We start from the raw sequence: 26,641 nt of genomic DNA, 5'->3' as shown, positions 1-26,641 counted from the left end.
CGGTGTCGGGCCGTCTCACTGAGGTGTCGGGCGGGCGCCCGCCGCGAGGAGCGCGTCCGCCTGCTCCGGTACGCGGTCCAGGTCGAAGAGCTGGCCCACGCGCAGCGCGCCGGGCCAGCGCGTCTCGAGGCACAGGTGCAGTTCCACCACGCTGCGGGAGTTGCCGCCCGCGTCGAAGAAGCTGTCCTCGGGCCCGAAGTCCTCGTGCCGCAGGACCCGGGCCCACATCGTCGCGACCTCGCGGGACAGGGCTTCCCGCTCGTCCCCGCCCGGGCCCGAGGCCGGGCCGCCGCCGCTGCGCGGCGTGAGAAGGGCGAGCAGGGCGGCCTCGTCGACCTTGCCGGAGGGTGCCAGCGGCATCGAGCCGAGGGTGATGTACTCCTCCGGTACGGCGTCGGCGACGAGGCTCGTGCGGCAGTGGGCGATCAGTTCCCGCGGTCCGGGCAGTGCCACCGCGTCCTCGGCCGGGGTCCAGAACGCGACCAGCCGCAGGGCGCCGTCGTCTCCCGGGACCCCCAGCACGCCGGCCTGGCGGACCGCCGGGTGGGTCTCCAGGACGGCCTGGACACCGTGCCGTTCCACGCGGATTCCGCGCACCTTGAGCTGGCCGTCGGCCCGCCCGCGGAACTCGATCTCGCCCTCCTCCCCGATCAGGACGAGGTCCCCGGTGCGGTACATGCGCGAGCCCGGCCGCGAGGAGAAGGGATCGGCGACGAAGCTGCCCGCGGTCCGTGCGGGCCTGCGGGCGTATCCGCGGGTGACCTGCGGTCCGCCCACGTACAGTTCGCCTACGACGCCGGGCGGGCAGGGCTCCAGCCGCTCGTCGAGCACGTGGACCGAGGTGGCCCCGGAGGTGCGGCCGACGGGCACCGTCCGGGGGGAGTCGTCGCGCAGGGTGTGCCCGAGGACCGACACGGTGGTCTCGGTCGGGCCGTACTCGTTGCGGAGCCGGGTGGTGGGAAGTGCGGCGCGGTGCTGTGCGACGAGCGCCGGGGGCACGACCTCGCCGGCGACGACGACCTCCCGCAGATGGGCGCCGGCGCCCGCGAGGTGGGGCAGCATCAGCCGGTAGTACGAGGGCGGGCAGACCATCTGCGTGACCTGCCGCAGGAGGACCAGTTCGGCACAGGCCCGGGCGTCGCGCAGGGCGGTGTGGTCCGGCAGCACGGCGGTGCCGCCCGTGCAGAGCGCGCCGAAGGTCAGCATCAGCGCGCCGTCCCAGGCGAACCGGCAGGCCGAGAAGCGGATCCCGCCCGGCTCGTCACCGCGGGCGGCCACCAGCGCGGACAGGTTGTCCCGCCCCACGACGATCGCCTTGGGCTCCCCGGTGGACCCGGAGGTGGTGATGGCGTACGCCGGGGCGCCCGGCGGTACCTCCGTCCAGGGCCCGGGTTCGGTGGCCCCGCCCTGCGGGACGGACCGCCCGAACTCCGCCAGGTCGAGGACGGGCAACGGCACGGGCGCCTCGTCGGCCAGCCGCGCCACCGCCTCCCGTACGTCGGGGTCCGCCGCCCCGTCCCGGACCACCGCCCCGCACTCCAGATCGCGGGTCAGCGCGGCGAGGCGCTCCGCCGGATGGCCGGGCTCGGTGACGCACCAGGCCGCGCCCGCCCGCAGCGCGGCCACCATGCCGACCAGGGTGTCCGCGCTCTGGCGCAGGTGGAGCAGGACGGTCTGACCCGGGCGCACCCCGAGTTCCCGCAGCCGTGCGGCCAGCCTGTCGGTGGCCGCGTCCAGCTCCCGGTAGCTGAGCTGCTCCCGGCCCACCACCACCGCGGTGCGCTCGGGGTGGCGCCGCAGGGCGTCGCGCAGCTGGTCCACCACGTCGTGGGCGGTCATGGCGATCACCGGGTCTCGTAGGAGTGGAAGCCGTGGCCGCTCTTGCGGCCGCGGTGTCCCCGGTCGACGAGGTCCCGCAACAGGGCAGTGGGCTCGAAGCGGGGGTCGCCGGTGGTGTCCCGCAGGACGACGAGGGAGTCCAGCACGGTGTCCAGGCCGATCAGGTCGGCGGTCCTCAGCGGTCCCATGGCGTGTCCGAAGCAGTCGGTGAAGACGCGGTCCACGGTCTCGGCGTCGGCGGTGCCCTCCTCCACCCGCGCGGCGGCGTCGTTGATCATGGGCATCAGTACCCGGTTGGAGACGAAGCCCGGGGCGTCGCGCACCAGATGGGCGCGTTTGCCGATGCCTTCCAGCAGGCCGAGGACGGTCTTCAGGGTCTCCTCGGAGGTGCGGGCTCCCCGTACCACCTCGACCGCGTCCTTGAGGTGGGCGGGGTTCATGAAGTGGGTGGCCAGGACCCGGTCGGGGCGCCCGGTGTGACCGGCGAGGATCTCCACGGGGATGGCGGAGGTGCAGGAGGCGATGACGGTGTGCGGGGCGCAGGTGGCGTCGAGCGTCCGCAGGATCTGCTCCTTGACGGCCATCCGTTCGGGCCCGCACTCCACCACCAGGGCCACATCGGCGAGTTCGGCCGCCTCCGTCACCCATCGCACCCGCCCGAGGACCGCGGCGGGCGGAGCCTCGGGCGCGGGCCGGCGCAGCAGCCGGGCGGCCCGGATGCCGGCCCGCAGCCGGTGCTCGCCGTCCGCCAGGGCCGCCGGGTCCGGATCGTGGAGCGTGACCGGGTGGCCGGCCTCGGCGAAGCTCTGCGCGACCCCGGCCCCCATGGTGCCCGCGCCGACCACGCCGATCGGCACTCGGCGCGGTGCGGCCGGGACCGGCCCGCCCCGCTCGTCGGCGACGGCGCGGTCGCCGCGGCGGTCGGTGCTACTCATCGGAGCCTCCAGACGGGATGACGAGCCGTACGTGGTCGGGAACGGCGGGCGGAGCCGCGCCGGGCGGGAACTCCAGCACCAGCGGCTCGCCCTCCGCGGCCGGGCCGGAGCCCGCCCGCGGCCGGAACCCCGCGAAGCGCAGGTTGACGAGCATCGCCCGGTTCACGGGCGTGGGGACGAACTCGGCCTCGGGCCGACGTCCTTGGGCCAGGGCCCCGCGCACCACATGGCCGATCAGGGCCGGGCCGATGCCCCGGGACATCACCCGGCAGGAGAGCAGCAGCAGGCGCAGCACGGTCCGGTCCCCCACTTGTTCGGTGACCACCAGCCCGACGATGCCGTAGGAGCCGTAGACGTCCTGGAGCTGCGCCACCATGACCCGGTGGTCCGGTGAGCGGCTGAGCTGCCGCAGCTCCGCCAGGTCGTAGGTGCGGCCCGTGGTGTTGAGCTGGTGGGTGCGGACCGTCAGTTCGTGCGCCCGGGCGAAGTCCCCCTCGGTGGCCTCCCGCACGGTCAGTTCCAGAGCGAGGGAGGCGAGGAAGTCCCCCGGCGCCCCCTCGTACGTCTCCTGGGCCCGGCGGCGGCTGCTCTCCGCGCGGTACATCTCCCGACGCCTGCGGGACTCCTCCGTGAGGTGCTCGGGGCGGAACTCCGGCAGTTCGGGGAAGGACGGGATCCGCTCCGGCTCGTAACAGCGCACGCGGGGGTGGGCGGAGGCGACCTCGGCGCGCTCCACGGGGTCGTTGTCGACGAAGGCGAGGCTGTCGATGCCGATGCCGAGCACCTCGCTGACCCGCCGCACCGAGGCGGACTTGGCGCCCCAGCCGATCTCCACCGCCGTGAACAGCTCCGCCAGCCCGAGGCGCGCCAGGTGGGCGGTGGCGGTGGCGTGATCGCCCCGGCTCGCCACCGCGTGCAGCACACCCCGCTCGTCGAGGGTGCGCAAGGTGCTCAGGGTGGCCTCGGCGGGCCGGGGGTCGTCCCCCTCCAGCAGGGTTCCGGCCCACAGGGTGTCGTCCAGGTCCCACACCAGGCACTTGACCGTGGCCCCGGGGGTGTCCGCCGTCATGCCGTCGCTCCGTTCGCGCGGGGCGTCGCAGGGACACCGAGGTCCCGGAACAGCCGGTCGGCGATGTGCATCTCGGCCACGTGCTGTGCTCCTTCGATGATCTCCATCACCTTGGCGTCGCGGAAGAATCTCCCGACCCTGCTGTCCGGGGCGCACCCGGCCGAACCGAGGATCTGCACGGCGTCGCGGGTGACCGTCGCGGCCGCGTCGGCGGCGGCGTACTTGGCGAGGATGGTCTCGTGCACGGCGCGGCTCGGCTCGTCCGTCCGGGCCCGCGCCGCCCGCAGGCAGAGCTCGCGCGCACCGGCGGCGGCGACCGCCGAGCGGGCCAGGCAGGCGCGCACCAGTTGGTGGTCGGCGAGGGGCGTTCCCCCTTGTACGCGGGTCCCGGCGTGGGCGACCGCGTCCCGCAGGCCGGCCTCCGCCATCCCGACGCAGCCCCAGGCGACCGTGTGGCGCCCGTGGTCCAGGACGGTGGCGGCGACGTGGGACAGCCCGAGACCGACCGGGGCGACGAGGTGGTCGCGGGGTACCCGCACCGCGTCGAAGGCCAGGTGCGCGATCCGCGCGGCCCGCATACCGAGCTGTCCGGTGACGGGCTCCCTGGTCACCCCCGGCAGGTCGCCCTCCACCAGCACCGCCGCCAGGCCCCCCGGAGCCCGGCCCAGCACCAGGAAGACGTCGGCGAACTGCCCGCAGGTCACCCACCTCTTGCGGCCACTCACCACGAGGTGGTCGCCGTCCTCCTCGACCGTGGTGCCCAGGTGCGCCAGGGCGCTGCCCGCCTCCTGCTCCGTGGCCGCGAACCCGGCGACCACTTCCCCGGAGGCCAGCGCGGGAAGCCAGTTCTTCCGCTGCTGGGCGGTGCCCCAGCGACGCAGCCCCGCGGCGACCATGCCCTGCACGGTGACCAGCCCCCGGACCGAGCTGCACACGCCGCCCAACCGAGCACAGATCTCCCCCACTTGACGCGGGTCGGCGCCGGCGCCGCCGTACTCCGCCGGTACGTCGGGAGCCAGCAGCCCGGACCGGGCCAGGTCGCGCGCCACCTCGGCCGGCAGTCCTTCGGACCGGTCCCACTCCGCCGCCGGCAGCGCCCAGCGCCCGGCCAGCTCCTCGGCCGCCCTCTCCAGGGCCGTCGCGGTCTCAGGCGAAGGAGTCATCGCCGGGCACCAGCTCAAAGTGGCCCTTCTTGGCCCGCACGAACCGGGCGATCCGCGCCGCGGTGCGGAAGCTGTCGAGGTCCAGGTCCTCCACCTCGACGGTGACCGCGAAACGCTCCTCGACGAAGGTGACGAGTTCGAGCGCGAACAGTGAGTCCGCCAGGCCGAGGGCGAAGTAGTCGTCGTCCGGCTCGACGGGCCGCCGCAGGGCCTGGGTGAGGAACTCGGTGACCTGGTCGGTGATCTGGTTCACGCCGTGGACTCCTGGGGGCCTATCTGGACCAGCAGCAGGCTCCAGGCCGCCACCGGACTGACATTGATCAGCACGGCGTGGTCGCCGTCGGAGAGCCGGCCGTCCTCCAGGGCCGACCAGAGGTTGAGGAAGACGTCGTTGGGGCCGAGGTGACCATGGGTGCGCAGGTTCTCCCGGCAGGAGGGGAGAAGCGCGAGGTCGAGGGATTCCTCGGTGAAGGTGTGCCCGCCGACGGACAGGTTCTGGCTCACGAATCCGCGCATGTCCGCGCGGGTGAGCCCGTTGCGCCGCAGCAGCCGGTCCAGCAGGGACCTGAGCCTGTTGCGGGTCTCGACGGCGAGCCGGAAGGAGTAGGTGCGCCGGTCCGTGCACTCCTCGCGCCACTGCGACGGGTGCCGGTCCCGGTAGTCGACGTGGAAGAGGTCCCAGTACCGTCCGTCGGTCTCCTGCACCTGGTCGCGGATCCGGATCCGCCCCTCACGGCCCAGCAGCAGGGCCTGCCCGCCGTCGCCGTTGACGGTGACCGGGTGCCGGTAGCGGTGCTCGGAGACGGGCTTGCTCCCGTGGGCGACCAGCACCGGTCCCAGCTCCGGATCGGCGGCCAGCAGCCCCCGGGCGGTGAGCAGGGCCGGGGTCACCGAGACGCAGCCCAGTCCGCCCACGGTGAAGGTGAGCGCGTCGGTGGCGCCCAACAGTTCCTGGAGACGGGTGGCCTCGGAACTGAGCAGCGTCCCCGGCGCACGCTGCTCGACCACCAGCAGCGCGCCCAGATCGGCGGCCGCGACCCCGGTGTCCTCCAGTGCCCGGCGCGCGGCCCGTTCGGCCAGGGTGGTCGCGTCGGCTTCGTCCACCCCGACGGTGTCGATGCCCAACTGCGTACAGGCCGCCCGTTGTTCGGGGGGCAGCGCGGAGAGCATGGGCAGCTCCGCCACTTTCAGCGAGCCCGGGGGAAGGTAGGAGGCCACCGTCCTGACCGCGAGCGGCGCGAACGGCGCCCGTGCACCGGAATGGGTCACTGGCTCTCCCTCCGTGAGGTGGCTGGCTTTCGCCCTCAATTCCAGTCACGCCACCACACCCCTTCAAGGAGTTTTGGGCATGGTCGAACCGCGGCGGCGCGGGGAGGGGGTGCCGCTCCGGGCGCGTCGGCGACCGCCGCGGACGCGTGGCGATGCTCGGCCGCATCGGACGCCTTCCAGCCGTCGGCCTCGATGGCGCGGCCCCTTCCATGGGCCGTAAGGACCATCGAGTGACGCCGTTCGACGGATGCGGCGGAAGGACAACGGCATCCGATCACCCACCGGCAATTCATGTGCTTGAGCCACTGGCTACGACCCGTCAAGGGTGAACGTTCGCCGGACCGCCTCGCACAGCGGGGAGACAGCCGTATTCCGTGGTGCGTACGACATGTGTTTGAGTGCGGCCTCAGGAGCTGAACAGGCCGGGATTCTCACGAACGTATTCGGCCACCCCCGTAGGAGGTCGCCCGGTGACCTGCTCGACCCCTTCCGCCTTGCGGTCGTATCGATTCTCCGCGTGGAGGCGGGCCATGGTGGTGATGTGCTGGAAGGCATGGTCGGGCAACCCCAGCGGTCTGAGATCGTCGTCGATCCACTCCTGCAGGGGAATGTCGGTGTACCCGACCGGTCGGCCCAGAACGGTCGAGACCTCCGCCGCCATGGCGGCGATGTCCTCCGAACGCGGGCCGGTCAGCTCGTAGATCCTGCCGATGTGCGGGGCCGGGTCGGCCAGGATCTCCTCCACGACCGCGGCCACATCACTGGCTGCCACGGGGGAGGTCTTCGCCCGGCCGAAGGGCAGTCTGATGATTCCGTACTTCGCGATCGAGGAGAAGCCGGCACGGAACAGAGGGTTTTCCAAGAACACGGTGGGTCTGAGCTGCACAACGGGCAGGCCCGACCAGTCGAGGACCTGCTCCACCAGCCACTGCTGACGCTGCTGCACGGACTCGGAGCTGCTGGTGAGGTCCATCTCGGAGACAGTCAACTGCGACATGTTCACGAATGCTTCCAGGCCCCCGTGCGCACGCGCGACGGCCGCCGCCGTCAAGGCGGCCTGCAGATACTGCGCCGACACACTCATGCCGAAGTACATGCGTGCACAGCCGGCCAGGGCATCGGCTACGTCGCCCGCGCGCGTCAGGTCCCCGACGACGACCTCGGCACCGGTCGCACGCAGCGCCTGCGCCCGCCCGTCGTCGCGACGCACCATGGCCCGGACGGGCAGGCCACGTCGTCGAAGTCCCTCGACCACGGATCGTCCGACCGCGCCGACACTGCCCGCCGCGCCCGTCACCAGAATCGGCGGCACGCCGACTTCTCGGGTGCGGTTCATAGCCGCAGCCTGCGATGCGCACGACCACGGCGCAACCGGAGCCCGGCGCGCCCCGGTGCTTGGCGGACCCGGGCGGTGAGCACGCCGAGGTCCGATTCAGCATTCCCACGCCCGGCCGACACGCCTCCCGTCTCGGCGCTCGTCCGCCACCGCGCCGTACGACCGCGGCGATCCGGCGATTTCGGTCTTGCCGGTGGACCACCCGGTGGGCCTGCCGCCCGCGTCCGGGAGGTCCCGCTCGGCGGGCCGAAGCACAACATGGCGGCCCTGGAACGCGCCCGGCGGACGTCCGCACCCGCCTCGGTGAGGCTGCGGGCGACCAGTTCGCCCGCGAAGGGTTCAGCCGCAGAGCTCGCCGGCAGCAGCGGAACCGACCTCACCCGCCCGTGGCGAAGCCGGGGAAGAGCGTCATGCCGCCATCGACGTAGAGCGTCGCACCCACGACGTAGTCGAAGAGGTCGGAGGCCAGCGCCGCCACGGCCGTGGCAATGTCCTCCGGATCGCCGACGCGGTTGTAGGGGATGAAACGAAGCAGGTCGGCTTCGGCCTCAGGAGAATCCCAGGCGCTGCGGTTGATCGGGGTGCGGATCGCCCCAGGAGCTACGGCGTTGACCCTGATCTTGTGGGGTGCGAGTTCCTGAGCCAGGGTTTCCATCATCAGCATGACACCGCCCTTGGACGCCGCGTAGTTGACGTGCCCGGCCCAGGGAATCATCTGATGGACCGAGCTCATGCAGATGATCTTCCCTGCGGACTTGGACACCTCTGGTACGACGCCACGGCGCAGGAACTCCTTCGCCGCCTCGCGGGCGCACAGGAACTGGCCGGTCAGGTTGACGTCGAGGACCTTCTGCCACTGCGACACGGTCATGTCGATCGCGGCGGCATCGCGTTGCAGGCCGGCGTTGGCCACAAGGATGTCGATCGTGCCGAGTTGGCCGACCATCCTGGAGATCATCTCGACCACTTGGTCCTCTTGGGAGACGTCCGCCTCGTGCGCGTAGGACCGCACACCGAGATCCTCGATCTGCCGCACCACGTCCTGGGCCGCTTCGCCACCGGAGACGTAGTTGACCACGACGTCGGCGCCCATTCTCCCCAGGCCGATGGCCGTGGCCCTGCCAATGCCGGAGTTGGCTCCCGTGACCAGCGCCTTCTGCCCCTTGAGCAGCGGATGCGAGCTGCCCCGGCCCCCTTCACTGACACTGCTGCCCACCGGCTTCTCCTTCTCCGCGCTGATCTCACGGAACGGAAGCACCGGCATCAGGATCGGGTCGGGAGACGACGCCCGCACCTGGCCCGTCTGCAGCACAATTGTCAGGCGAACGGCTCAGCCCTTCCCGTCGCCCGCCCGCGGACGCCGTCCGTTGTCGTACGGAGCGTCCTCGGCGCTGATCGTCATGGTCCGTCCAAGGGGGCGTCGAAGTTCTCCGTGCGCTGCCGGTCGAGGGCATCGTCCAGCGTAGTGGCGGCCATGATCAACGACAGATGGGTGAACGCCTGCGGGAAATTGCCCAGTTGCTCACCGCTGGGGCCTATCTCCTCGGCGAACAGACCGACATGGTTGGCGTAGGTCTGCATCTTCTCGAAGGCGTATCGCGCCGGGCGCAAGCGCCCAGCACGGGCGAGGGCGTCCACATAGAGGAAGGTGCACAGGCTGAAGGTGCCTTCGGAGCCACGCAGTCCGTCGGGGGATGCCTCGGGGTCGTAGCGGTGGACAAGGCTGTCCGACACGAGGGTGCGTTCCATGGCGTCGAGCGTGGACAGCCAGCTCTCCGTCTTCGGAGTCAGGAAGCCGACCCGGGGGATGAGCAGCAGCGCGGCATCGAGGACTTCGCCTCCGTAGTGCTGCACGAGAGCCTGCTCCTTCTCGTTCCAGCCACGTTCCATCACCTGTTCGAGGATGGCATCACGAGAGGCGGTCCATCGCACCGTGTCGGCAGGACGGCTGTACTCGGCCGCCAGGCGCAGCCCCCGGTCGAAGGCCACCCAGGACATCACTCGGCTGAAGGTGAAGTCCTTGCGCCCGCCGCGGGTTTCCCACACGCCTTCGTCGGGCCGGTCCCAGGAGTCGGCGAGCCAGTCCAGTGTCCGGGCGACGTTCTTCCAGCCGTGATAGCCGGTCCGCATGGTGATCTCGCCGCCCTCGGCCAAGGCGTAGAGCGCCTCGCCGTAGATATCCAGCTGCAACTGATCGGCGGCGCCGTTGCCGGCCCTCACCGGATACGAGCCGCGATAGCCCTCGAAGTGCGTGAGCTCCTCCTCCGTCAGCCGAGGATCTCCGTCGACGCGGTACATGATCTGCAGCGGTTCGCCTCCGGTGCCCTCACGAGCTCGGAAACGGTCTCCCAGCCAACGGGTGAAGCGCGCCGCTTCTTCGACGTACCCGAGGTCGAGCAGGGCCCGCACCGACAAGGAGCCGTCGCGGATCCAGGTGTACCGGTAGTCCCAGTTGCGCTCCCCGCCGACCTGCTCGGGCAGCCCCATGGTGGCTGCGGCGATCGGAGCGCCCGTCGGGGCGTAGGTGAGCAGTTTGAGGGTGATGGCCGATCGGTTCACCACGCCCGGCCAGCGCCCGCGGTACCGGGAGCCGCGGACCCAGCGCTGCCAGAATTCCACCACGTCCCAGAACTGCCCGATCACGCCGTCCGGTGTCGGGGGAACCGGGGGCCGGCTGTCCACGGTGTCGACGGTGAACACCGCGGCGGCCACCTCCCCCGCGTTCAAGGTGACGACGCCCCGCACGTCCTTGCCGTCCGGCTGCAGGGGGAATGTGCTCTGCGCGTACGCGGTGACACCCGGGGCCCGGAAGGTGGCGGTGCCGTCGCGGAGGTCCAGCGAGTGGTCGGCCCGGCCGTAGTCGAACCGCGGCCGGCACTCCAGCACGAAGCGCATGCTGCCACGCACTGCCCGCACTCCGCGGATCAGCGTATGCCGGTCGGTGGCCCTGCCGGTTCGGCCCGGAGGCATGCAGTCGAATATCTCCCCGACCCCGTCGGGGGACAGGAACCGCGTCACCAGGACCGCGGTGTCGGGATAGTAGAGCTGCTTGCACGTGGCGTTCCCGGCCTCCGGAGCGAACAGGAAATGGCCGCCGCGATCATGGTCGAGCAGGGCGGCGAAAATGCTGGGCGAGTCGAACCGGGGGGCCGCGAACCAGTCGATGACCCCCTGCGAAGAGACCAGGGCAGCAGTCTCCAGGTCGCCAACGATGCCGTGGTCGGCGATCGGCGGGTAGCGGTCCATCGTCCTTTCCCCTTTCCGGGGTCCCTCCTCCACTGTCGCCCTGGTCTGCCGGGGATGCCAGGGATGGCACCGCACGGACCGGGTACGCGAGCGGCGCTCGGGATGTGGGATCGCCGACGCCCTGGCTCAAGAGGTGCGGGCGGCTGGGCACAGCCGCGTCGCCACGGGGTGCCCCCTTCCTTCCGATCGGGTCGAGGACGCTCCGATCGGGTCGAGGACGCTCGCCCCGGCCTCCGCCGAACGACGGCACTTCGAAGACACGGCTCCTCACCCGATCGGTGCCGATACCGCGCATGGAGGGCGACTCGGCGTAACGATGGCCGTGGTCCCTGGGTTCGGCGAGTGGCCCGCTTCGTCGGCCCCCGATCCCCCTACCCGTGAGGAGGCCGCCTTGGGACATGCGGTCGGCGATGTACTCGGCCTCGCGGCCGGTGTCACGATCAGCCCACTCCCTGTCGTGGCCGCCATCCTCCTTCTCACCACCCCACGGGGGCGTCTGAACGGCACCCTGTTCTCGGTCGGCTGGATCCTGGGCCTGGCACTGCTGGGGGCGATCATGCTCGTGGTGGGCGGCCCGGGCGACGCCTCCACGAACAAGCACCCGGCCACCTGGGTGGGGGCCCTGAAACTCGCCCTGGGCGTGTTGCTCGTCCTGTTCTCCGCACATCAGTGGCGACACCGCCCCACCGACCCCACAGAGGCTCGTCTGCCGAAGTGGATGACGGTGATCGACCGTTTCACTCCGCCCAAAGTGCTCGGGCTGGGGCTGCTGCTGTCGGCAGCCAACGCGAAGAACGGCCCCCTGACCATCGCCGCAGGCGCCTCGATCAGCGCAACCGGAATCTCCGTACCGCAACAGATCGGGGCACTCGCCATCTTCGTGTTCATCGCCTCACTCGGAGTCCTCGCACCACTGGCCGTCCATGTGTTCGCGGGAGAGCGCGCCAAGAGCATTCTCGGCACCTGGCGGAACTGGGCCGCCCAGCACAACGCGGCCGTCATGGCCGCCCTCTTCTTCGTCCTCGGACTCAAGCTGCTCGGCGACGGCGTCAGCATCCTCGCCACCTGAGTGGGCCGTGACCTGAGTGGCCGTGTGTGGGGGCATGCCCGCGCCGACGACTTCGAAGGGAACGAGGGCGCCTTCTCCGTCTGCTCCTTCCGGTGCGTCCGGGCGCTCACCCGCACCGGCGATCTGCGCGCGAGGAGACCAGCCGCACCGCGGAGCAACCGAACGTCTTCCCCGGGGCGTTCACACACCCGGGACTCACCGGCGCCGCGTTCTGCCTCGACGGGCCGCGGCCCGACGACCGACCCGGCAGCGCCCGGCGAGCGGTCGTCGTGCGAGCCCGCGACGCTCGGCTCATGCTGGAAGAAAAGGGGGCGCGGCGACAGAGGGAGTGGTGGGGATGCGAACCGTTGTGGACCTCACGCGCTGTCAGGGCTATGCACAGTGCGTTTTCCTCGCACCAAAGATGTTCGAACTGCACGGCGAGGAAGGATTGCTGTACGCCACAGCTGTCCCCGACGACCAGGTCGAACACGTGCGCCAGGCTGCGGCGGCCTGTCCGGTCCAGGCCATCCTCGTCGGTGAAGAGGTGAATCCCGATGGCCGCCGGTGATCTTCGGGAGGGCCGGATCGTACTCGTCGGTGCGTCCCTGGCCGGGCTGAGGGCCGCGGAGACGCTGCGCGAGGAGGGCTTCACCGGCTCCCTCACGGTGGTCGGGGACGAGCCCCATGCACCCTACGACCGGCCGCCGCTGTCCAAGCAGGTACTCCTCGGCCAAGCGACGGCGGACACCACCGAACTGCCTCTGCGCCGGGACCCGGACGCCGAATGGCGGCTGGGAACGGCTGCCACCGGGCTGGACCCTCTGGAGAAACGGGTGCTGCTGGCGGACGGAGAGTCACTGCCGTACGACCGGCTGCTGATCGCCACGGGAACCCGGGCGCGGCCCTGGCCCAACCCGGCGGAGGGCGCTCTGGACGGGGTGTTCACCCTGCGCACGCGTGAGGACGCCGCAGGGCTGGCCGAGCGGCTGGACGCCGGGCCGAAGCGGGTCCTGGTGATCGGTGCCGGTTTCACCGGCTCGGAGATCGCCTCGGCCTGCCGGGAACGCGGACTGGACGTCACGGTCGCCGAACGCGGCGCCGCCCCGCTGGTGGGCGCACTCGGTGGCACCCTGTCGAAACTCGCGGCCGTCATGCAGCGCAACCACGGCGTGGACCTGCGCTGCGGGGTCACCGTCACCGCCCTGCGCGGGAACGGCGGCTTCACCGGCGCGGACCTGTCCGACGGCACGCGTGTCGAGGCGGACGTGTGTGTCGTGGCGCTGGGGGCGGTACGCAACGTCGAATGGCTGGCCGACTCCGGACTGGCGGCGGGCCCGCGCGGGATCGCCTGCGACGCCGGGTGCCGCGCCTTCAACATGTACGGCATCGTCACCGACGACATCTTCGTGGCCGGCGACGTCTCCCGCTTCCCCCACCCGCTCTTCGGCTATCAGATGCTCTCCCTGGAGCACTGGGGCAACGCGGTCGAGCAGGCCGAAGTGGCGGCCCACAACATGATCAACCCGGGGCCCAGGCAGCGCCCGCACCTGGCCATCCCGACATTCTGGTCGACCCAGTTCGGGCTCAACATCAAGTCCGTGGGCGTACCGACCTTCTCCGACCACGTGGTCATCGCGCAGGGCTCCCTGGAGGCGCGTCGTCTGGCGATGGTCTACGGCTACCAGGGGCGGGTCACCGCCGCGGTCACCGTCGACATGGCCAAGTCGCTCGACTACTACCGGTACCTGATCGAGACCGCGGCCCCGTTCCCGCCCCCGCCCGGGGCGCTGGACCGTGCGCTCGCGGCCGACGTCCCGATTCCGTCCGACGTACCGGACCCGAAGGGGTTGTCCCACGGCCCCACCGTGGCGCTCACCGGATACCTGCCCGACCGCCGACTGACCGTGCTGCGGCCCCCGCGCTGACCCCGTCCAGTCCCCTGACGAGGAGCCACCATGGCCTCCGAGACTCTGCTGGCCCGGATAACCGACTACGCCAGCCGCCCCGACCCCTACCCGCTGTATGCGGAACTCCGCGCGGCCGGTCCCGTCGTACGGCAGGCGGACGACAGCTACCTGATCGGCACCTACCACGAGGTCGCCGCGCTGCTTCACGACCCACGCATGAGCGTCGACCCCCGTACCCGTGGCGAAGTGACACACAAGCCGCCGTTCCTGCGGCTCGACGACCCGGAGCACCACCGGCTGCGCACGCTGGCCATGCGGCCCTTCGGGCCGCCGCACAGCCCGGGCCGGGTCGACGCCATGCGCGGCGAGATCGACCGGCTCACCCAGGACCTGGTGGCGTCCTTCGAGGCAGGACGGCAGATCGATGTCGTCGACGACTTCGCCTACCCGCTGCCCGTCACAGTGATCTGCCGTCTCCTCGGCGTCCCCCGCGAGGACGAGCCGTTGTTCCGGGCGTGGTCCGATGCTCTGGTCACAGCAGCCGATGTCCGGCCCGGCCAGGACACCACCGAGGCGGACAAGGCCGGCGAGCAGGCACGGATCGAGATGGGCGGATACCTGGTCGGCCTCGCCGAACAGCGCCGCGGCGGTCCGGGCGACGACATGCTCTCCGCCTTCGTCAACGAGCCGGATCCCGAGCTGCGACTCACCCAGGAAGAACTCGCGGAAACGGCCGTACTGCTCCTCATCGCCGGACACGAGACCACCGTCAACCTGATCACCAACGGGGTACTCACCCTGCTGCGCCTGCCCGAGCACCTCGAGCACCTGCGCCGCGACCCCGGCCTGCTGCCGGGAACCGTGGAGGAACTGCTGCGCTACGAACCCCCCGTCCACATGCGCGAACGCATCCCTCACTCCGACATCGACGTCGCCGGCACCACGATCCCCAAAGGCGCGTCCGTCGTCCTCGCCCTGGCCTCGGGCAACCGCGATCCCATGAGGTTCCACGAGCCCGACCGGTTCGACCCCACGCGCCCGGACAACCAGCATCTCGGCTTCGGCAGCGGCATTCACCTGTGCTACGGCGGTCCCCTGGCCCGTATCGAGGCCCAGGCCGCACTCGGCGCGCTGCTTCCCCACCTGGGCGCGGCGCGTCTGGTCCAGGACCCGCCTCCCTACCGGCAGAACGCCATGCTTCGCGGTCCTCGGCACCTCCCCGTTCAGCTCTGATTCCGGCCCCTGCCCATGTGACGGCCCGTGCCCATCCGACGGCCCGTGCCCATCCGGCCGGGCGAGCTCGACGCCTGGGGCGCCCCGAGGGGTCGGGGCCGACAGGTGCCCGACGACCGTCAGAAGGCGTGCCGAGCCTCGACGAGGGGCCGGTGTGTCCACCGGGCCCCCCTGGCCCCCTCGTCGCGCCTCATCCAGACCAGGTGGCCGCCGCCCGCGTGCGCGGCCCGGGCGATGCGCTGCACCAGCTCTTCGCAGCGGTCCGAGGCCTCCCCCTCCGCGATGCCGTGGGCAGGGAGCCCGGCCCGCACGTCCTGGCGGATCACCTCCGGGCTGCTGAGGGTCACGTTCAGGAACGAAGGCTGCTTCGCGTCCCACCACACCTGCACGATGGTGTCGGCCCGCACCAGCCGTACGCCGAGAGCCTCGCTGCGCAGTTCCACCCAGACATCCGCGACCGCCATCAGCCCCGGCCTCCGGACGATCCGCCGGATCTCCGCAGGCCGATCGCTTCGGCGACGTCCGGGGCTTCGGCGACATCCCGGGGAGGGCTCCCGCACGGACGGCGGGCCTTCTCCGCGATCCCGCCGGGTACCCCGGGCTCGGGGCAGGGGACGGACTCGGTGAGCCCGGTCTCCGGCCGCGCCGACCGCCGCGGGAAGTGCTCCATGTCGACCGGCCCGCCCCGACGCGTCGTCCTCCACGGGTGCGCGTACCTCTGCGCCCGGTCCTGCGGGCGGCTCGCCTCGCCGTCGTGCGGACCGCTGGCCTCCTGCGTGCCGAGCCGTGGTCCTACCCTCACCCGCCGCAGCCGGTGGTGCCGCCCGGTGGAAGGCCGCCGGTGGACCCCGATCTCCGCGCCGCTGCCGCCGGAGTCCACCACCGGCCCCGGATCGGGACTCACCGCGTCCTCGGCGGCGGCTGCGGCTGAGGCCCGGTCGATGCCGCCGACCGGACCGCCGGTCCCCGGCCGCACGTGCCCGGCCCCGCCGCCGCGGTGCTCCGGCACGTCGAGCACCACTCCCGGCAGCGGCCCGCCCGGGGAGGCGAGCTCTCGCTCCCGCAGCTGCTGCGAGTCCCGGCCGTACCGGAGGAACTCCTCCCGCCCGAACTGCTGCCCGTGGTCCGTCATCGGCACCTCTCCCCATCTCTTCGTCGACCGGCCACGACCTCCCGTTCGTACCGACCGCGCAGGACCCTCGTGGCACTCCGGGCGCCCCGGGCGGCCGTCCCGATAGTCGGCGCCCCTCCCCCCGGTTCCCGGCGCGGACCGGGCCCGGATCAGCCCTGCGGGTGAACAGGTTCCCCCAGGAAGCGCGACGGGAGGACTCGTCTCGGCAGCGCTTCGAGGCGGCGGCGCGACTACCCGGTGATCGCGCGTGCCCTGCTGTTCGACTTCCCTACGCCGCGCGAGCTCGCCGCCGAGCTGATGCGGCGGTATGCCGCCGAGGCACTCGCTGTAGGCGCCGCGTCCGACGGCCCGGCACCGCCTGCGGGCGCCCGGAATCGACCGCCGGGCGACGGCGCGGGGGGCGATCCGCAGGCGGACGCTCGGCCGGGCGTCCGGGCGCAGGCCGTCGACGCACCACACGCCGAGGGAGCTGCGGACTCCCTGGGCGCGCTCTTCCGTACGGCGTGTGCCCGGGGACAGAACTGGGACGGCATGGCGCTCCTCACCATCGCCGCGCGCCTGCGCCCGGTCTTCGACGGGACCGGAGCGCCCGGTGCGACGCTCGAACCCGTCATGCGGGCGGCGGGCGGCGCGGGGGTGCGGCTGCTCTGCTCCCCCGCGCTCAGCGCGCTCTCCGGACCGCAGGAGTACGCGCGCCCCGGTGCCGGGCTGCGGGGGCTGCGGCCGGTTTCCGCGCTGCGGCACCCGGGATTCGAACCCCGGGAGGCTCTGCCCGCCACACTCGACGCCCTCGTCACAGCCCAGGCCGCCGCCGTCCGCGCAGCCTCGGCCGAAGGCCGCCCGGTCCTGCTGGGGCGGTCGGCAGGTGGCTGGGTGGCCCATGCCGTGGCCGAACGTCTGGAGTCCGGGGGCGCCGCCCCGGCGGCCGTGGTCCTCGTGGACACCTATCCCCCCGTCCACGCCGACCGGGGGCGGGCGCACTCGGCGATGACGTCGGACATGCTGCGCCGGGCGGCGGAATTCGCCTCCGCGGAGCCCGACCGGCTCACCGCCATGGCCCGGTACTTCGAGCTCTTCAACGACTGGAAGCCCGCGCCGCTCGCCTGTCCCACCCTGTACGTACGGGCCCGGGACCCTCTGCCCGGCACCGAGTCCGCGCCGGGCTGGAGCCTGCCGCACGCCGAGGTCCCCGTGCCCGGGGACCACTTCACCGTGCTGGAGGAACACGCCCGTACCACCGCACTCGCCATCCATCGATGGCTCGGCGGCCGGGTCTGAGGACGTTCCGGAGAGGCAGGGGTGCGGGTGCGGAACAGCTCCGTCCCACGCACCCCGCGCCGGCCGTCCTCACGACCGGTGCCCTTCGCCGCGCGCGCCACGACGGTCGACGGTGCAGGGAGGCGCAGAAGTCTCTTGTGCCCGGCGATCCTCCTGGAGTGGGCTGTCCCGCATGAAGAAGAGAAGCATCGCGGCACTGACCGCGGCCCTGACCGTGGCGCCCCTTCTGGTGGCGGGCGTGCCGGGGCAGCGTGCGGTGGCCGCGGACTCCGGTGCCGACGGCCCCTCGTCCCCCACCGAGTCGACGCTCCTGCGCGGAGTGGACCTGGAGACGGTGACGATCCCCGAATTACAGGCGCGCATGAAGCGCGGGTCCCTGACCTCCTCGGAGCTGACCCTGTCGTACCTGCGGCGGATCAAGGCCGTCGACCCGAAGATCAACGCGGTGCTGCGCACCAGCCCGACGGCCCTGCGCCAGGCTGCCGCCAGCGATGTCAGGCATCGCCTCGGGAAGGTCCGCGGCCCGCTCGACGGCATCCCCGTCCTGCTGAAGGACAATGTGAACACCCGCGACATGCCGACGACGGCCGGGTCCCTGGCACTGGCCGGAAGTCCGCCGGCCACGGACGCGGACCTGGTCGGAAGGCTGCGCGCGGCAGGCGCGGTGATCCTCGGCAAGGCCAACCTCTCCGAATGGGCCAACTTCCGCGCGGCGAAGCCGACGTCGGGCTGGTCGGCGGTGGGCGGGCAAACGAACAACCCGTACGTCCTGGACCGGAATCCGTGCGGCTCGTCCTCCGGTTCGGCCGCCGCACTCGCCGCGTCATTGGCGCAGGTGGCGATCGGCACCGAGACCGACGGCTCCATCGTGTGCCCGGCCGGGATGAACGGGGTCGTCGGCCACAAGCCCAGCCTCGGACTGGTCAGCCGGTCCGGCGTCGTCCCGATCTCCGCCGAGCAGGACACGGCCGGCCCCATGGCACGCAACGTCATCGACACCGCGATCACCCTCTCGGTGCTCAGCGGTCACGACGCCGCGGGCGCCGACGGTGCCTTCGGCCCCACGGACGCGGCCACGCGCCCCGACGGCCTGCGCGGCAAGCGGATCGGCCTGTGGCGGCTCCCCTCGCTCGGCGCCGAGGTGGACGCCCTGATGACCCGGACCGCGGCACGACTGCGTGCCGCCGGGGCCCAGGTCGTCGAGGTGACGCCCCCGTACCAGGACAGGCTCGCCGAACTCGAGTTCCCGGCCCTGCTGAGCGAGTTCCGCCGGGACATCGGCACCTACCTGGCCACCCGCAACGGACCTCACGACCTTGCCGAGCTGATCGAGTTCAACCGCACGCACCCGGCCGAACGGACCTGCTTCGCCGGCCAGGAGTTGTTCGAGCAGGCCCTGGTCGCGCCGCCGACCACGGATCCGCGCCACCGGGCGATGCGCGCCGAGCTGAAGGACCTGTCCCGGCGGTCCATCGACGAGACCATGGCCGCCCACGACCTGGACGCCATCGCCTCCCCGGCGAACCCGCCCGCCTGGACGACCGACTGCGCGCGGGGCGACAACGACGTGATCCCGTCCTCCACCCCGGCCGCCGTCGCCGGGTACCCCTCGCTGTCCGTCCCCGCCGGGTTCGTCGGCGAGTTGCCGGTCGGCCTGCTCCTGATGGCCGGCGACCACCAGGACGCCGGTCTGCTGTCACTGGGGGCGGCGGTGGAGCAGCGGCTGGACGCCTGGCGGGCACCGCGGTACCTGCCCTCGGTGACGTCCGACACCACCCGGTGAGGCGGTCGGTGACGGCTCCGCCGGCTGTCGGCCGATGCCGCCACCGTACCGCTCGCTCTTTCGGGACTCCGGTGACCGCTGCCGAGCGCGGCGGTTGCCGGAGCGTGCGTTCTGTGGCGAGCAGCCGGATGAGCCGTTCGCAGTTCCGGTGAACACTCCCACCAGTGGGACCGGGATGCGCGCGTTTCGGTGGGACGGAGGAAGCGAGACGGACCTCATGTCCAGAGCTGTTCGCCGAGAATCCCGGCGGGTGCGGCGCCGGGCAGGACGTAGGCCACGGCCGAGGCCCGGTGCTGGAGGAAGGGGTTGAGGGCGTCGCGGGCGGCCAGACGGTTCTGGACGCGGGTGAACTGGGCGGGGTCGCGCATGAAGGCGCAGAAGAGCAGGCCGCGGTCGGTCGGGCCGTCGTCGTAGCTGTAGCTGCGGCGGAGCATACGGGCGCCGCCGTCGAAGCGGGGGCTGGCGAGACGCACATGGGCGGTGGCGGGGATGACGTAGGAACCGTCGGGGTTCTTGGCGAAGATGTCCGGCTCGTCGTGCTCTGCGGTACCGCTGAGCGGGACGCCGTCGCGGGCGCGGCGGCCGATCACCTGGTCCTGCTGGTTCTCGGGGAGGGCCGCGAAGCCGGTCACATCCATGCGGATCCTGCGGTAGACCAGAACGGTGCCGTCGCGGTGGGCTCCGGACGGGCCCCAGACCCACTGCTCGGCCGCCGCGTGATCGGGGTTGGCGGTGCCGTCCTTGGAGCCGAACAGGTTGCGCGGGGTGATGCCCGGGGCCGTGTGGGGCATGAAGCCGGACTGGGTCCAGCGTGGTACGGCGCCGGCCGTGTGCGCGGCCCGGTCGGCGAGCTCGGCGACGACGGTGAGGGTCCAGCGGTCCGCCGCGCACAGTTGGACCAGGAGATCGCCGTCGCTGCGGTGCGGGTCGAGACGGTCGCCGGGGAAGGCCGGCAACTCGCCGAACGAGGAAGGGACGTTGAGGCCGAGCCGGGCGGCGAGGGCGGGGCCGATGCCGACCAGGGAGGTGAGCCGGGACGCGCCGCCGTCCTGGAGTCGCGGGTCCGGCGGGGTGTCGGAGGCTGCGGCGGCGAGCGTGCGGGTCAGCGCGCCGAGGACGCCTCGCAGGGTCTTCCGGTCGGTCGCGGCGGAGGTCCGCGGGAGGTCGAAGGAGAGCAGGTGTGTCGCCGGTTGCTGGGGCGCCATGACGCCCGCCTGTCGGGCGCCGTGGAAGGGAATCGCGCTCTCGGTCGGCGGGGCGCCGGGGGTGGCACGGTCGGCTGTCCGGTCCCCCCTCGCCAGTTCGTCGGCCGCCGCACCGATCCCGGCGGCGAGCACCGCTCCGCCGGCGAGCAGTGCCCGGCGCCGCCCGAAACGGGTTGCCGCGGGCCGGGATGAATCCTGCGCATTTCCCTGTTCGGTGGGCATACGCCTATTGGAGACGATAAAACAACTGCCATGCAAATCCTGTCTGCAGAAGGCCTGTTGATGCGTTGGGCTGTCCCGTCGGCGGTGTCCCGGGCGGCACTGCGTCTGTCGGTGCTGGTCGCCTCGGTCGCGATGGCGGCCACCGGATGCTCCGATACGGGGTCGACGTCCGCCGATGCGCGGCATCCGGCGGGGAGCGTGCTGCGCGTTCCGCAGGACTTCCCCTCGGTGCAGCAGGCGGTGGACGTCGCTCGTGAGGGCGAGACGGTACTGGTCGGCCCGGGTGTGTACCGGGAGAGCGTGCGCGTCACCAAGCCCCGCGTGGTGCTGCGCGGAACGGACCGCAACAAGGTGGTCTTCGACGGCGGTGTGCGTCTGGCCAACGGCATCACCGTGACCGGCGCCGGCTCGGTGGTCGAGAACCTCACCGTGCACGGCTACCTCGCCAACGGCGTGCTGTTCACCGGCGTCACCGACGAGCGGTTGCAACGGCGCGGCGCCGGCGGCTCCGCCTACGACCCGCTGGACACCTCCCGCTTCCCCGCCGTCCGGGGCTTCCGCGCGACCCGGGTGACGGCGTACAACAACGGCCTGTACGGCATCTACGCCTTTGACGCGCGCGACGGCGTGATCGAGGACTCCTACGCCTCCGGACACGCCGACTCGGGTATCTACGTCGGCCAGTGCAAGCCCTGCAACACCGTCGTCCGCGGCAACACGGTGGAGCGCAACGCGGTCGGCATCGAAATGACCAATGCCTCGGACGACCTGTCGGTGCTGGGCAATCTCGTCGCCCGCAACCGGGTCGGCGTCACGGTCAACTCCAATGACCTGGAGGCCCTCGCCCCGCAGCGCGGCGCGGTGATCGCGGGCAATGTGGTCGCCGACAACAACGCCGCCGACACGCCCCAGCAGGCGGACGGGGGCTTCGGCATCGGCATCGGCATCGGCGGTGGCACCGGGAACCGCGTACAACGCAACCTGGTTCAGGGCAATCGGGCGGCCGGAGTGGTCGTCACCGACCCGCCGGGGCATCCGGCTAGCGGCAATCGTGTCGAGGACAACCGCGCCACCGGCAACGGCGTCGACCTCGTGCTGGCCTCGGTCGATCCCGGCAACTGTTTCGCGGGCAACCGGCCGGCCACTCAGAGCCCGGACCGCCTGGAGCGTCGCGCGGGCTGCGGCAGCCGCGGCCGGGGCGGGCTGCCCACCGGCCGCACGGCGCCGGTGCAGGCGCCGCCCGGCATCCCGTTCAGCCAGGTGCCGGCCCCGCCCGCCCAGCCGTCCATGCCGGACCCGACAGCCCCGGGCAGCCCGGCCACCGGCCTGCCGGGGGCGGTCGACGCGGCCGCGTACCCGCTGCCGAAGAATGTGGACACCGTGCCGCACTCGAACTGAGAACGGTGTCCCGGCGGACTCGGTGCCCGCTTCGCCATGCCGCCCCGGAGGGTGGGTCGAGGAGGGCCGCCGGCAGCCGCGGAAGCCGAAGCTCGTGGGCACGGAGATGTCAGCCGGTGTTCCACGGCGTCTCGGGGAGCTTCGCGCGGCCGTCGCGTCCGGAGAACTCCACGGTGGTCGGCGTTCCCAGGCCCGAGATCCGCATCGTCACCCGCCGCAGGCCGCCGTCGGCGTCGACCCAGTACGTCAGCGGAGACCGTTCGCCGTCCGGCCCCGCTCCGGGCGTGGCGCCCTGGGCGCGTGGCCCGGCGAACCGGTCGTAGCTGCGGCCGTCGATGCGCTCGCGCTCCAGCCAGCGAGCTCCGGACTGCGCGAGCAGCAGCGGGTTGTCGGGACGGTCCGCGCCGAGCGCGACCAGCAACCGGAGCCCGGCGTCCAGGGGATCGGTCGTGTAGGAGCGCGTGGACCAGCCCGAGCGCGGGATGTGCTCGGCCTGCTGCCAGGGCGGGCTTTTGTCGCCCTCCCGCGCGGGGGCCAGGCCGAGGCCGCCGCTGTCCCAGACGATCAGGCCGTGGTCGAGCCGCCCGGCCGCGGGCCCGGCGGATCCGGAGGTCCCGGTGGAACCGGTGACCTGATAACTCCCCACGGCCCTGTGGGTCCGGTAGTCCACGACCCCCTTGACCCGCACCACCACTCCGCCGCCCTCGGTGGCGGTGAGGGTCACCGCCACGGGACTGGCCTGGTACAGGTTCAGCCGCGACAGCGCCAGCCTGGACGCCTCCTCCATCGTCACCGGCCGCTCGGTGGTGCCGTCGGAGAGGCTCCGGTAGGCGGCCAGGCCGCCCGCCGCGGCGCCGCACACCGCGAGCGCGATCAGTGTTCTGAACCAGCGGGTCCGACGCGGCGTACGGCCGCTGGTCTTCCTCTTCCGAGCCATGCAGTCGCTTTCTCTCGTCGGTCGGTCACACAGGAGGGCGGGCTCGCGAACCGCTGGTCCGCGAACCCGCCCGATCCGGCCCGGAGGGTCACCGGTACCGGCTGCCCCTCTCGGGGTCCAGGCCCTGTCTTCCAACTGCCGTCGTTCGGCCGGAGGCCGCGCCGCGCGTCGTCCGGTGCGTGCTCTCGGTGTGCCGGTCGGAAGCCCTCGTACTGGACGTACTCGGGTTTTCGGCCGGTGCGGCGAGAGGGCGTGCCGGGCGTCGCGCCGGGGCGAACGTTGCCTGATGCGGCACTAGCTGTACTGCGCCCTTCGCCTGCGCACCAGGACGACCAGCGCCGCACCGAGGACGGTGAGCGCGGCACAGCCGGCCAGGGCCAGCGGAACCATTTGGCTCATGCCGGTGGCTGCCAGACCCGAGTTGGGTGCGTGGCCCGGTGGACCCGGTTCACCCGGTGCGCCCGGCGCCCCCGGCGCCCCCGGTGAACCCGGTTTGCCCGGTACCGGTGTCGTCGGTGTCGGCGTCGGGGTGGTGCCGGGCAGCCGGTGGTTGACCGCTGTCACCGAGACCCCGGCGTCGAGATTGTCGGTGGTCAGCACCAGCGGCCCGAACACCGCCACGTCGGGTGCGGCGTACCCTGCGGGCGGGCTGACTTCCTGCCAGTAGTACGTGCCCGGTGCGCCGGTGCCCTGACAGACTCCGTCGGTCCCGGTCGTGCAGGGCTTGCCGACCCGCGTGTCCGGTTCCGCCCCGGTGGTCTGCAAGTCGTCGGAGCCGTTCGTCTCCTTCCACAGCTGGAACTTCGCCCGGGCCAGCGGCTTGCCGTCCTGGTCGTGCTTGACCAGGCGCAGCACTCCCTCCTGTTGTCGGAAGCCGAAGTCGTAGGTGTGGTCGTTCTCCCCCGGCCCGCCCGTGGTCAGCGCCCGCTCCGGGAACTTCGCGTCGCGCGGGACGATGCCCTTGGAGTCGATGAAGTGGTTGTCGCCCACATCCGCGTCCGTGGGCACCCACTGGTGCAGCGGCCCGTCCTTGGCGTAGTCGGCCGGATTGTCGAGGCGGATGGTGTACTTGGTCCTCGGGTGGAGGCCGCCGGTGACATTGGAGTCGTCGAAGTAGTACTCGCCGCGCGCCGTCGTCCTGGTCGTCCCCACGAGCTTGCCCGACTCGTCGTACAGGTTGACGGTCGCGCCCACGACCGGGCGCTGGCCCGGGTTCTGGATGCCCTTGCGCTCGGGGTCGTACCAGACCCGGTTGCCGATCTGGAGCGGGGCCTGGTCGCAGAGCACCTCCAGGTCGCCCATCGAGGCGCCCTTGCCGAACGGGGCCACGGTCCCCGGCGGGTTGAGCCGCAGGCCGAACTTCGGGTCCTGCTTGCCGTCACGCTGGAGGAACGATGTGCCGTACCCGAGGGCGGTGTGGTTGGGGTCGAAAGCGGAGGTCGCGATGGTGTTCTCGGCCTTGGAGAGCGCCATGCCGGCGAACGCCGTGTTGCGGTGACCACCCCAGCTGGTGTCGAAGAACCGGGTGCCCCGAGGGGACAGCCCGCAGCCGTTGTTGGTGTCCATCACATACATGTCGTTCGCCGGGCAGGCCTTGTTCAGGTCACCGCCCGACATGACGACGGCGGCGGAGCCGGGCGTGGGGCCGGCCGGTGCGCGGTCGCCGAAGCGGTCGCGGAAGGCCAGCAGCATCGTTCCGTCGGTCTCGAAGGCGATCTCGCCCAACTCCGGTTCGGGGTTGGCGATGGTAGAGGCGCCGCACGGACGGCCGTTCTGCGAGACCGGGTAGGTGTTCGTCCACGGGAACCAGCCCGCGCCGTCGCATGGGCCACCGCCGACCGTGGACTGGCGCGGGTAGTCCAGCGGCTGGTTCAGCACGGCCTTCTGGAAGGCGCCGGTGGCGAGGTCGAAGGGCAGAACCACCGCGCGCAGGTCCGAGACCTTCCCGGTGGACTCGCCCGAGCAGACCCCGCCCAGGTAGCCGGTGCCGTCCTGCATGCCCAGGCCGAAGGGGCGCCAGTCCCCGGCCGCCGGGCAGCCCGGGTCCGGGATCGCGTGGACGGCCTTCGGCGCCGCGGCGGTGGGCACGGTGGCGTCGTAGCGGTAGAGCTTGCGGTTGTTGAGGTTGACGACGAACAGGTCCTTGCCGTCATCCGTGATCTTGATGCCGCCCAGACTCTCCTTGCCGGGCACGGCGAGGAACGCGTCGTCGGTACCCGGGCCGTGGGCCGTCGTCCCCGCGTCCGGGACGACGGTGAACAGGGAGGTCTTCTTCCGCGCGGGGTCGGTCACGTAGATGCCCCCGGCGCCGCCCGGACCGTAGTCCGTGGTGCGCTTGGCCACCGCCGAGGAGAACACCCGCTTGTCGGCCTTGTTCCACGCGATGCCGAACAGCGTGCCGGTCTCGGCGTTGGTGGCGATGTTCGTGACGTTGACGTCGACGCCGTCCTGGCCGCGCGCGTCGTACGGGAAGGAGACCAGCGTGCGCTGGTTCCCGCCCTCGCGCGTGGTGGGCTGACAGGTCGTCATCAGCGGTGCGTTCTTCTGGCAGTAGTCACCCGGACTCCACAGCCCGGTGGTGTACGCCACGTCCTTCCCACCGGAGAGGTCGACGAACTCCTCGTTGCTGCTCAACTGGTTGGGCGCACCGTCCAGACCCTGGCGCGAGGCGAAGGCCGGGAACAGCACACCCGGTTTCGGATTCACCACCTGAACCCGGTACTTGCCGCTGGTGGCCTCGCCCGCCGCCGGAGTGAGTGTCACGGTGCCGTCGGCCGCCGTGACCCCCTCGGTGCCCACCCCGTCGTCGTCGGTGAGGGTCACCTTGACGCCCGCGATGCCCGGTTCCAGCGCGGGCTTCCATACGCCGCTGGTGTCCACGGCCCGGATCACCCGGACCGTCACCGATCCGTCGCCCGCCTGCGAGTACGCCGCAGGCGCCACGGCTAACGAGCCACTACCGATTCCCAAGGCGAGCACGGCCAGACAGCCAACGGTGCGGCGGCCGAGCATGCCCGGCCGCCGCCGACGCGGCTCGGGCGCGGCTCCCTTCACTTGTTCATTCTTAGATCTCATCCCCTGCTCTCAGCGTTCGGAAGGGCCTGATGCCCTGCTCGTGAGGGAGTACATAGAGATGCGGAGAACCGCCTCGCGAGCGATCTTAGAAGGGCTTTGGGCAAGATCGTGCCGGAATGACGAACTCGGCATACCGGTAGTTCGGTACGGTATACCGATAGTTCCGCACGGTCGCTGCTGGGACTGTCGTCATCGGGCGAGCATCGTCGCGGGCTCGGTAAAGGCCACGACGCCCTGCCCATAAGCGAGTTCGTCATCGGCAGGGCTGCGGCGGGCCCTCGCCACAGCGGACCTTGTGTCACGCCTACGGGCGGTGCGAGGACCAGCACCCTGCGCCTACCGGCCCGCCGTACTCGGTGATCTGCGTACCGGACCTCGAACACCGACGACACGGCCCAAGTGTGCGAGACCGTGTTCTGTGGAGTGGTGACGCCGAATCAGGAGGCCTTCGGGGAAATGAGGGCCGTACGGCATTCGCGCGACTTCGCACGGACCCTCGCGCCCCGCGCGAGGGGCTCGCCCTCTCGCGGTGGAGGCGGAGTCAACCAGGGCCATATGAAAGG

At 71.9% G+C, this 26,641-nt stretch carries 21 protein-coding genes; 7 read left to right on the top strand and 14 right to left on the bottom strand.

Annotated features, from left to right (window positions below):
• Positions 1 to 15 precede the first annotated feature (15 nt).
• The 9 genes from ACFYY6_RS15695 to ACFYY6_RS15655 form a co-directional block, all read right to left on the bottom strand.
• Positions 16 to 1,839, bottom strand: coding sequence for a non-ribosomal peptide synthetase (locus ACFYY6_RS15695; protein WP_386607474.1), 1,824 nt, complete (start codon positions 1,837 to 1,839; stop codon positions 16 to 18).
• 5 nt (positions 1,840 to 1,844) lie between these two features.
• Positions 1,845 to 2,774 carry a 3-hydroxyacyl-CoA dehydrogenase family protein gene (locus ACFYY6_RS15690; RefSeq protein WP_389193548.1) on the bottom strand — a complete coding sequence of 310 codons (930 nt, stop codon included), beginning with the start codon at positions 2,772 to 2,774 and terminating at the stop codon, positions 1,845 to 1,847.
• Positions 2,767 to 3,843 (bottom strand): HAD-IIIC family phosphatase, encoded by a 1,077-nt coding sequence (locus ACFYY6_RS15685; protein WP_389193545.1) that lies wholly within the window; start codon positions 3,841 to 3,843, stop codon positions 2,767 to 2,769. Before ACFYY6_RS15685 ends, ACFYY6_RS15690 begins: the two co-directional genes overlap by 8 nt.
• The gene (locus ACFYY6_RS15680; protein ID WP_389193542.1) at positions 3,840 to 5,006 is read right to left on the bottom strand and encodes an acyl-CoA dehydrogenase family protein; all 1,167 of its coding nucleotides are present in this window, start codon (positions 5,004 to 5,006) and stop codon (positions 3,840 to 3,842) included. The genes ACFYY6_RS15685 and ACFYY6_RS15680 overlap by 4 nt, the downstream gene beginning before the upstream one ends.
• Positions 4,990 to 5,259 (bottom strand): acyl carrier protein, encoded by a 270-nt coding sequence (locus tag ACFYY6_RS15675; RefSeq protein WP_351524235.1) that lies wholly within the window; start codon positions 5,257 to 5,259, stop codon positions 4,990 to 4,992. The genes ACFYY6_RS15680 and ACFYY6_RS15675 overlap by 17 nt, the downstream gene beginning before the upstream one ends.
• A complete protein-coding gene (locus ACFYY6_RS15670) occupies positions 5,256 to 6,191 on the bottom strand; it encodes a 3-oxoacyl-ACP synthase (RefSeq protein WP_389193636.1) in 936 nt (311 codons plus the stop codon). The genes ACFYY6_RS15675 and ACFYY6_RS15670 overlap by 4 nt, the downstream gene beginning before the upstream one ends.
• Positions 6,192 to 6,681: 490 nt before the next feature.
• Entirely contained in the window at positions 6,682 to 7,611 is a 930-nt protein-coding gene (locus tag ACFYY6_RS15665) for an NAD(P)H-binding protein (protein WP_386607472.1), read from the bottom strand.
• Between the two features lie 376 nt (positions 7,612 to 7,987).
• Positions 7,988 to 8,782 (bottom strand): SDR family oxidoreductase, encoded by a 795-nt coding sequence (locus ACFYY6_RS15660; protein WP_351524240.1) that lies wholly within the window; start codon positions 8,780 to 8,782, stop codon positions 7,988 to 7,990.
• Between the two features lie 227 nt (positions 8,783 to 9,009).
• Positions 9,010 to 10,857, bottom strand: coding sequence for a glycoside hydrolase family 15 protein (locus tag ACFYY6_RS15655; RefSeq protein ID WP_386607470.1), 1,848 nt, complete (start codon positions 10,855 to 10,857; stop codon positions 9,010 to 9,012).
• A 391-nt stretch (positions 10,858 to 11,248) separates the two neighbouring features.
• On the opposite strand from ACFYY6_RS15655, the gene ACFYY6_RS15650 reads away from it, so the two are divergent.
• The 4 genes from ACFYY6_RS15650 (at position 11,249) to ACFYY6_RS15635 (ending at position 15,048) form a co-directional block, all read left to right on the top strand.
• Positions 11,249 to 11,926 (top strand): GAP family protein, encoded by a 678-nt coding sequence (locus tag ACFYY6_RS15650; RefSeq protein WP_389193539.1) that lies wholly within the window; start codon positions 11,249 to 11,251, stop codon positions 11,924 to 11,926.
• A 337-nt stretch (positions 11,927 to 12,263) separates the two neighbouring features.
• The gene (locus tag ACFYY6_RS15645; protein WP_351524231.1) at positions 12,264 to 12,476 is read left to right on the top strand and encodes a ferredoxin; all 213 of its coding nucleotides are present in this window, start codon (positions 12,264 to 12,266) and stop codon (positions 12,474 to 12,476) included.
• Positions 12,463 to 13,833, top strand: coding sequence for an FAD-dependent oxidoreductase (locus ACFYY6_RS15640; RefSeq protein ID WP_351524230.1), 1,371 nt, complete (start codon positions 12,463 to 12,465; stop codon positions 13,831 to 13,833). The genes ACFYY6_RS15645 and ACFYY6_RS15640 overlap by 14 nt, the downstream gene beginning before the upstream one ends.
• A gap of 30 nt (positions 13,834 to 13,863) precedes the next feature.
• Complete coding sequence (locus ACFYY6_RS15635) at positions 13,864 to 15,048, top strand: cytochrome P450 (RefSeq protein ID WP_389193536.1); 1,185 nt, start codon at positions 13,864 to 13,866, stop codon at positions 15,046 to 15,048.
• 119 nt (positions 15,049 to 15,167) lie between these two features.
• On the opposite strand, the gene ACFYY6_RS15630 is transcribed toward ACFYY6_RS15635, so the two are convergent.
• Both ACFYY6_RS15630 and ACFYY6_RS15625 read right to left on the bottom strand, forming a co-directional pair.
• Positions 15,168 to 15,512 carry a hypothetical protein gene (locus ACFYY6_RS15630; protein ID WP_351524228.1) on the bottom strand — a complete coding sequence of 115 codons (345 nt, stop codon included), beginning with the start codon at positions 15,510 to 15,512 and terminating at the stop codon, positions 15,168 to 15,170.
• A complete protein-coding gene (locus ACFYY6_RS15625) occupies positions 15,512 to 16,180 on the bottom strand; it encodes a hypothetical protein (protein WP_389193533.1) in 669 nt (222 codons plus the stop codon). The genes ACFYY6_RS15630 and ACFYY6_RS15625 overlap by 1 nt, the downstream gene beginning before the upstream one ends.
• Before the next feature lie 237 nt (positions 16,181 to 16,417).
• Here ACFYY6_RS15625 and ACFYY6_RS15620 point away from each other — a divergent pair, with 237 nt between their 5' ends.
• Complete coding sequence (locus ACFYY6_RS15620; RefSeq protein WP_389193530.1) at positions 16,418 to 17,458, top strand: thioesterase domain-containing protein; 1,041 nt, start codon at positions 16,418 to 16,420, stop codon at positions 17,456 to 17,458.
• 172 nt (positions 17,459 to 17,630) lie between these two features.
• Entirely contained in the window at positions 17,631 to 19,241 is a 1,611-nt protein-coding gene (locus ACFYY6_RS15615; protein ID WP_389193527.1) for an amidase, read from the top strand.
• A 215-nt stretch (positions 19,242 to 19,456) separates the two neighbouring features.
• Here the strand turns inward: ACFYY6_RS15615 and ACFYY6_RS15610 are convergent, their stop codons facing one another.
• Entirely contained in the window at positions 19,457 to 20,668 is a 1,212-nt protein-coding gene (locus tag ACFYY6_RS15610; protein ID WP_388649100.1) for a Dyp-type peroxidase, read from the bottom strand.
• Between the two features lie 30 nt (positions 20,669 to 20,698).
• On the opposite strand from ACFYY6_RS15610, the gene ACFYY6_RS15605 reads away from it, so the two are divergent.
• A complete protein-coding gene (locus ACFYY6_RS15605; RefSeq protein WP_389193524.1) occupies positions 20,699 to 22,066 on the top strand; it encodes a right-handed parallel beta-helix repeat-containing protein in 1,368 nt (455 codons plus the stop codon).
• Between the two features lie 109 nt (positions 22,067 to 22,175).
• Here ACFYY6_RS15605 and ACFYY6_RS15600 read toward each other — a convergent pair whose 3' ends face one another.
• Positions 22,176 to 23,003, bottom strand: coding sequence for a hypothetical protein (locus ACFYY6_RS15600; RefSeq protein WP_389193521.1), 828 nt, complete (start codon positions 23,001 to 23,003; stop codon positions 22,176 to 22,178).
• A 294-nt stretch (positions 23,004 to 23,297) separates the two neighbouring features.
• Complete coding sequence (locus tag ACFYY6_RS15595; protein WP_351631643.1) at positions 23,298 to 25,946, bottom strand: SdrD B-like domain-containing protein; 2,649 nt, start codon at positions 25,944 to 25,946, stop codon at positions 23,298 to 23,300.
• Between the last annotated feature and the right edge of the window lie 695 nt (positions 25,947 to 26,641).

It is taken from the genome of Streptomyces sp. NPDC001750 (assembly GCF_042892615.1).
Classification (GTDB): Bacteria; Actinomycetota; Actinomycetes; order Streptomycetales; family Streptomycetaceae; genus Streptomyces.
The sequence above is the reverse complement of the archived record's forward strand: the minus strand, read 5'-3'. Positions and strand labels throughout refer to the sequence as shown.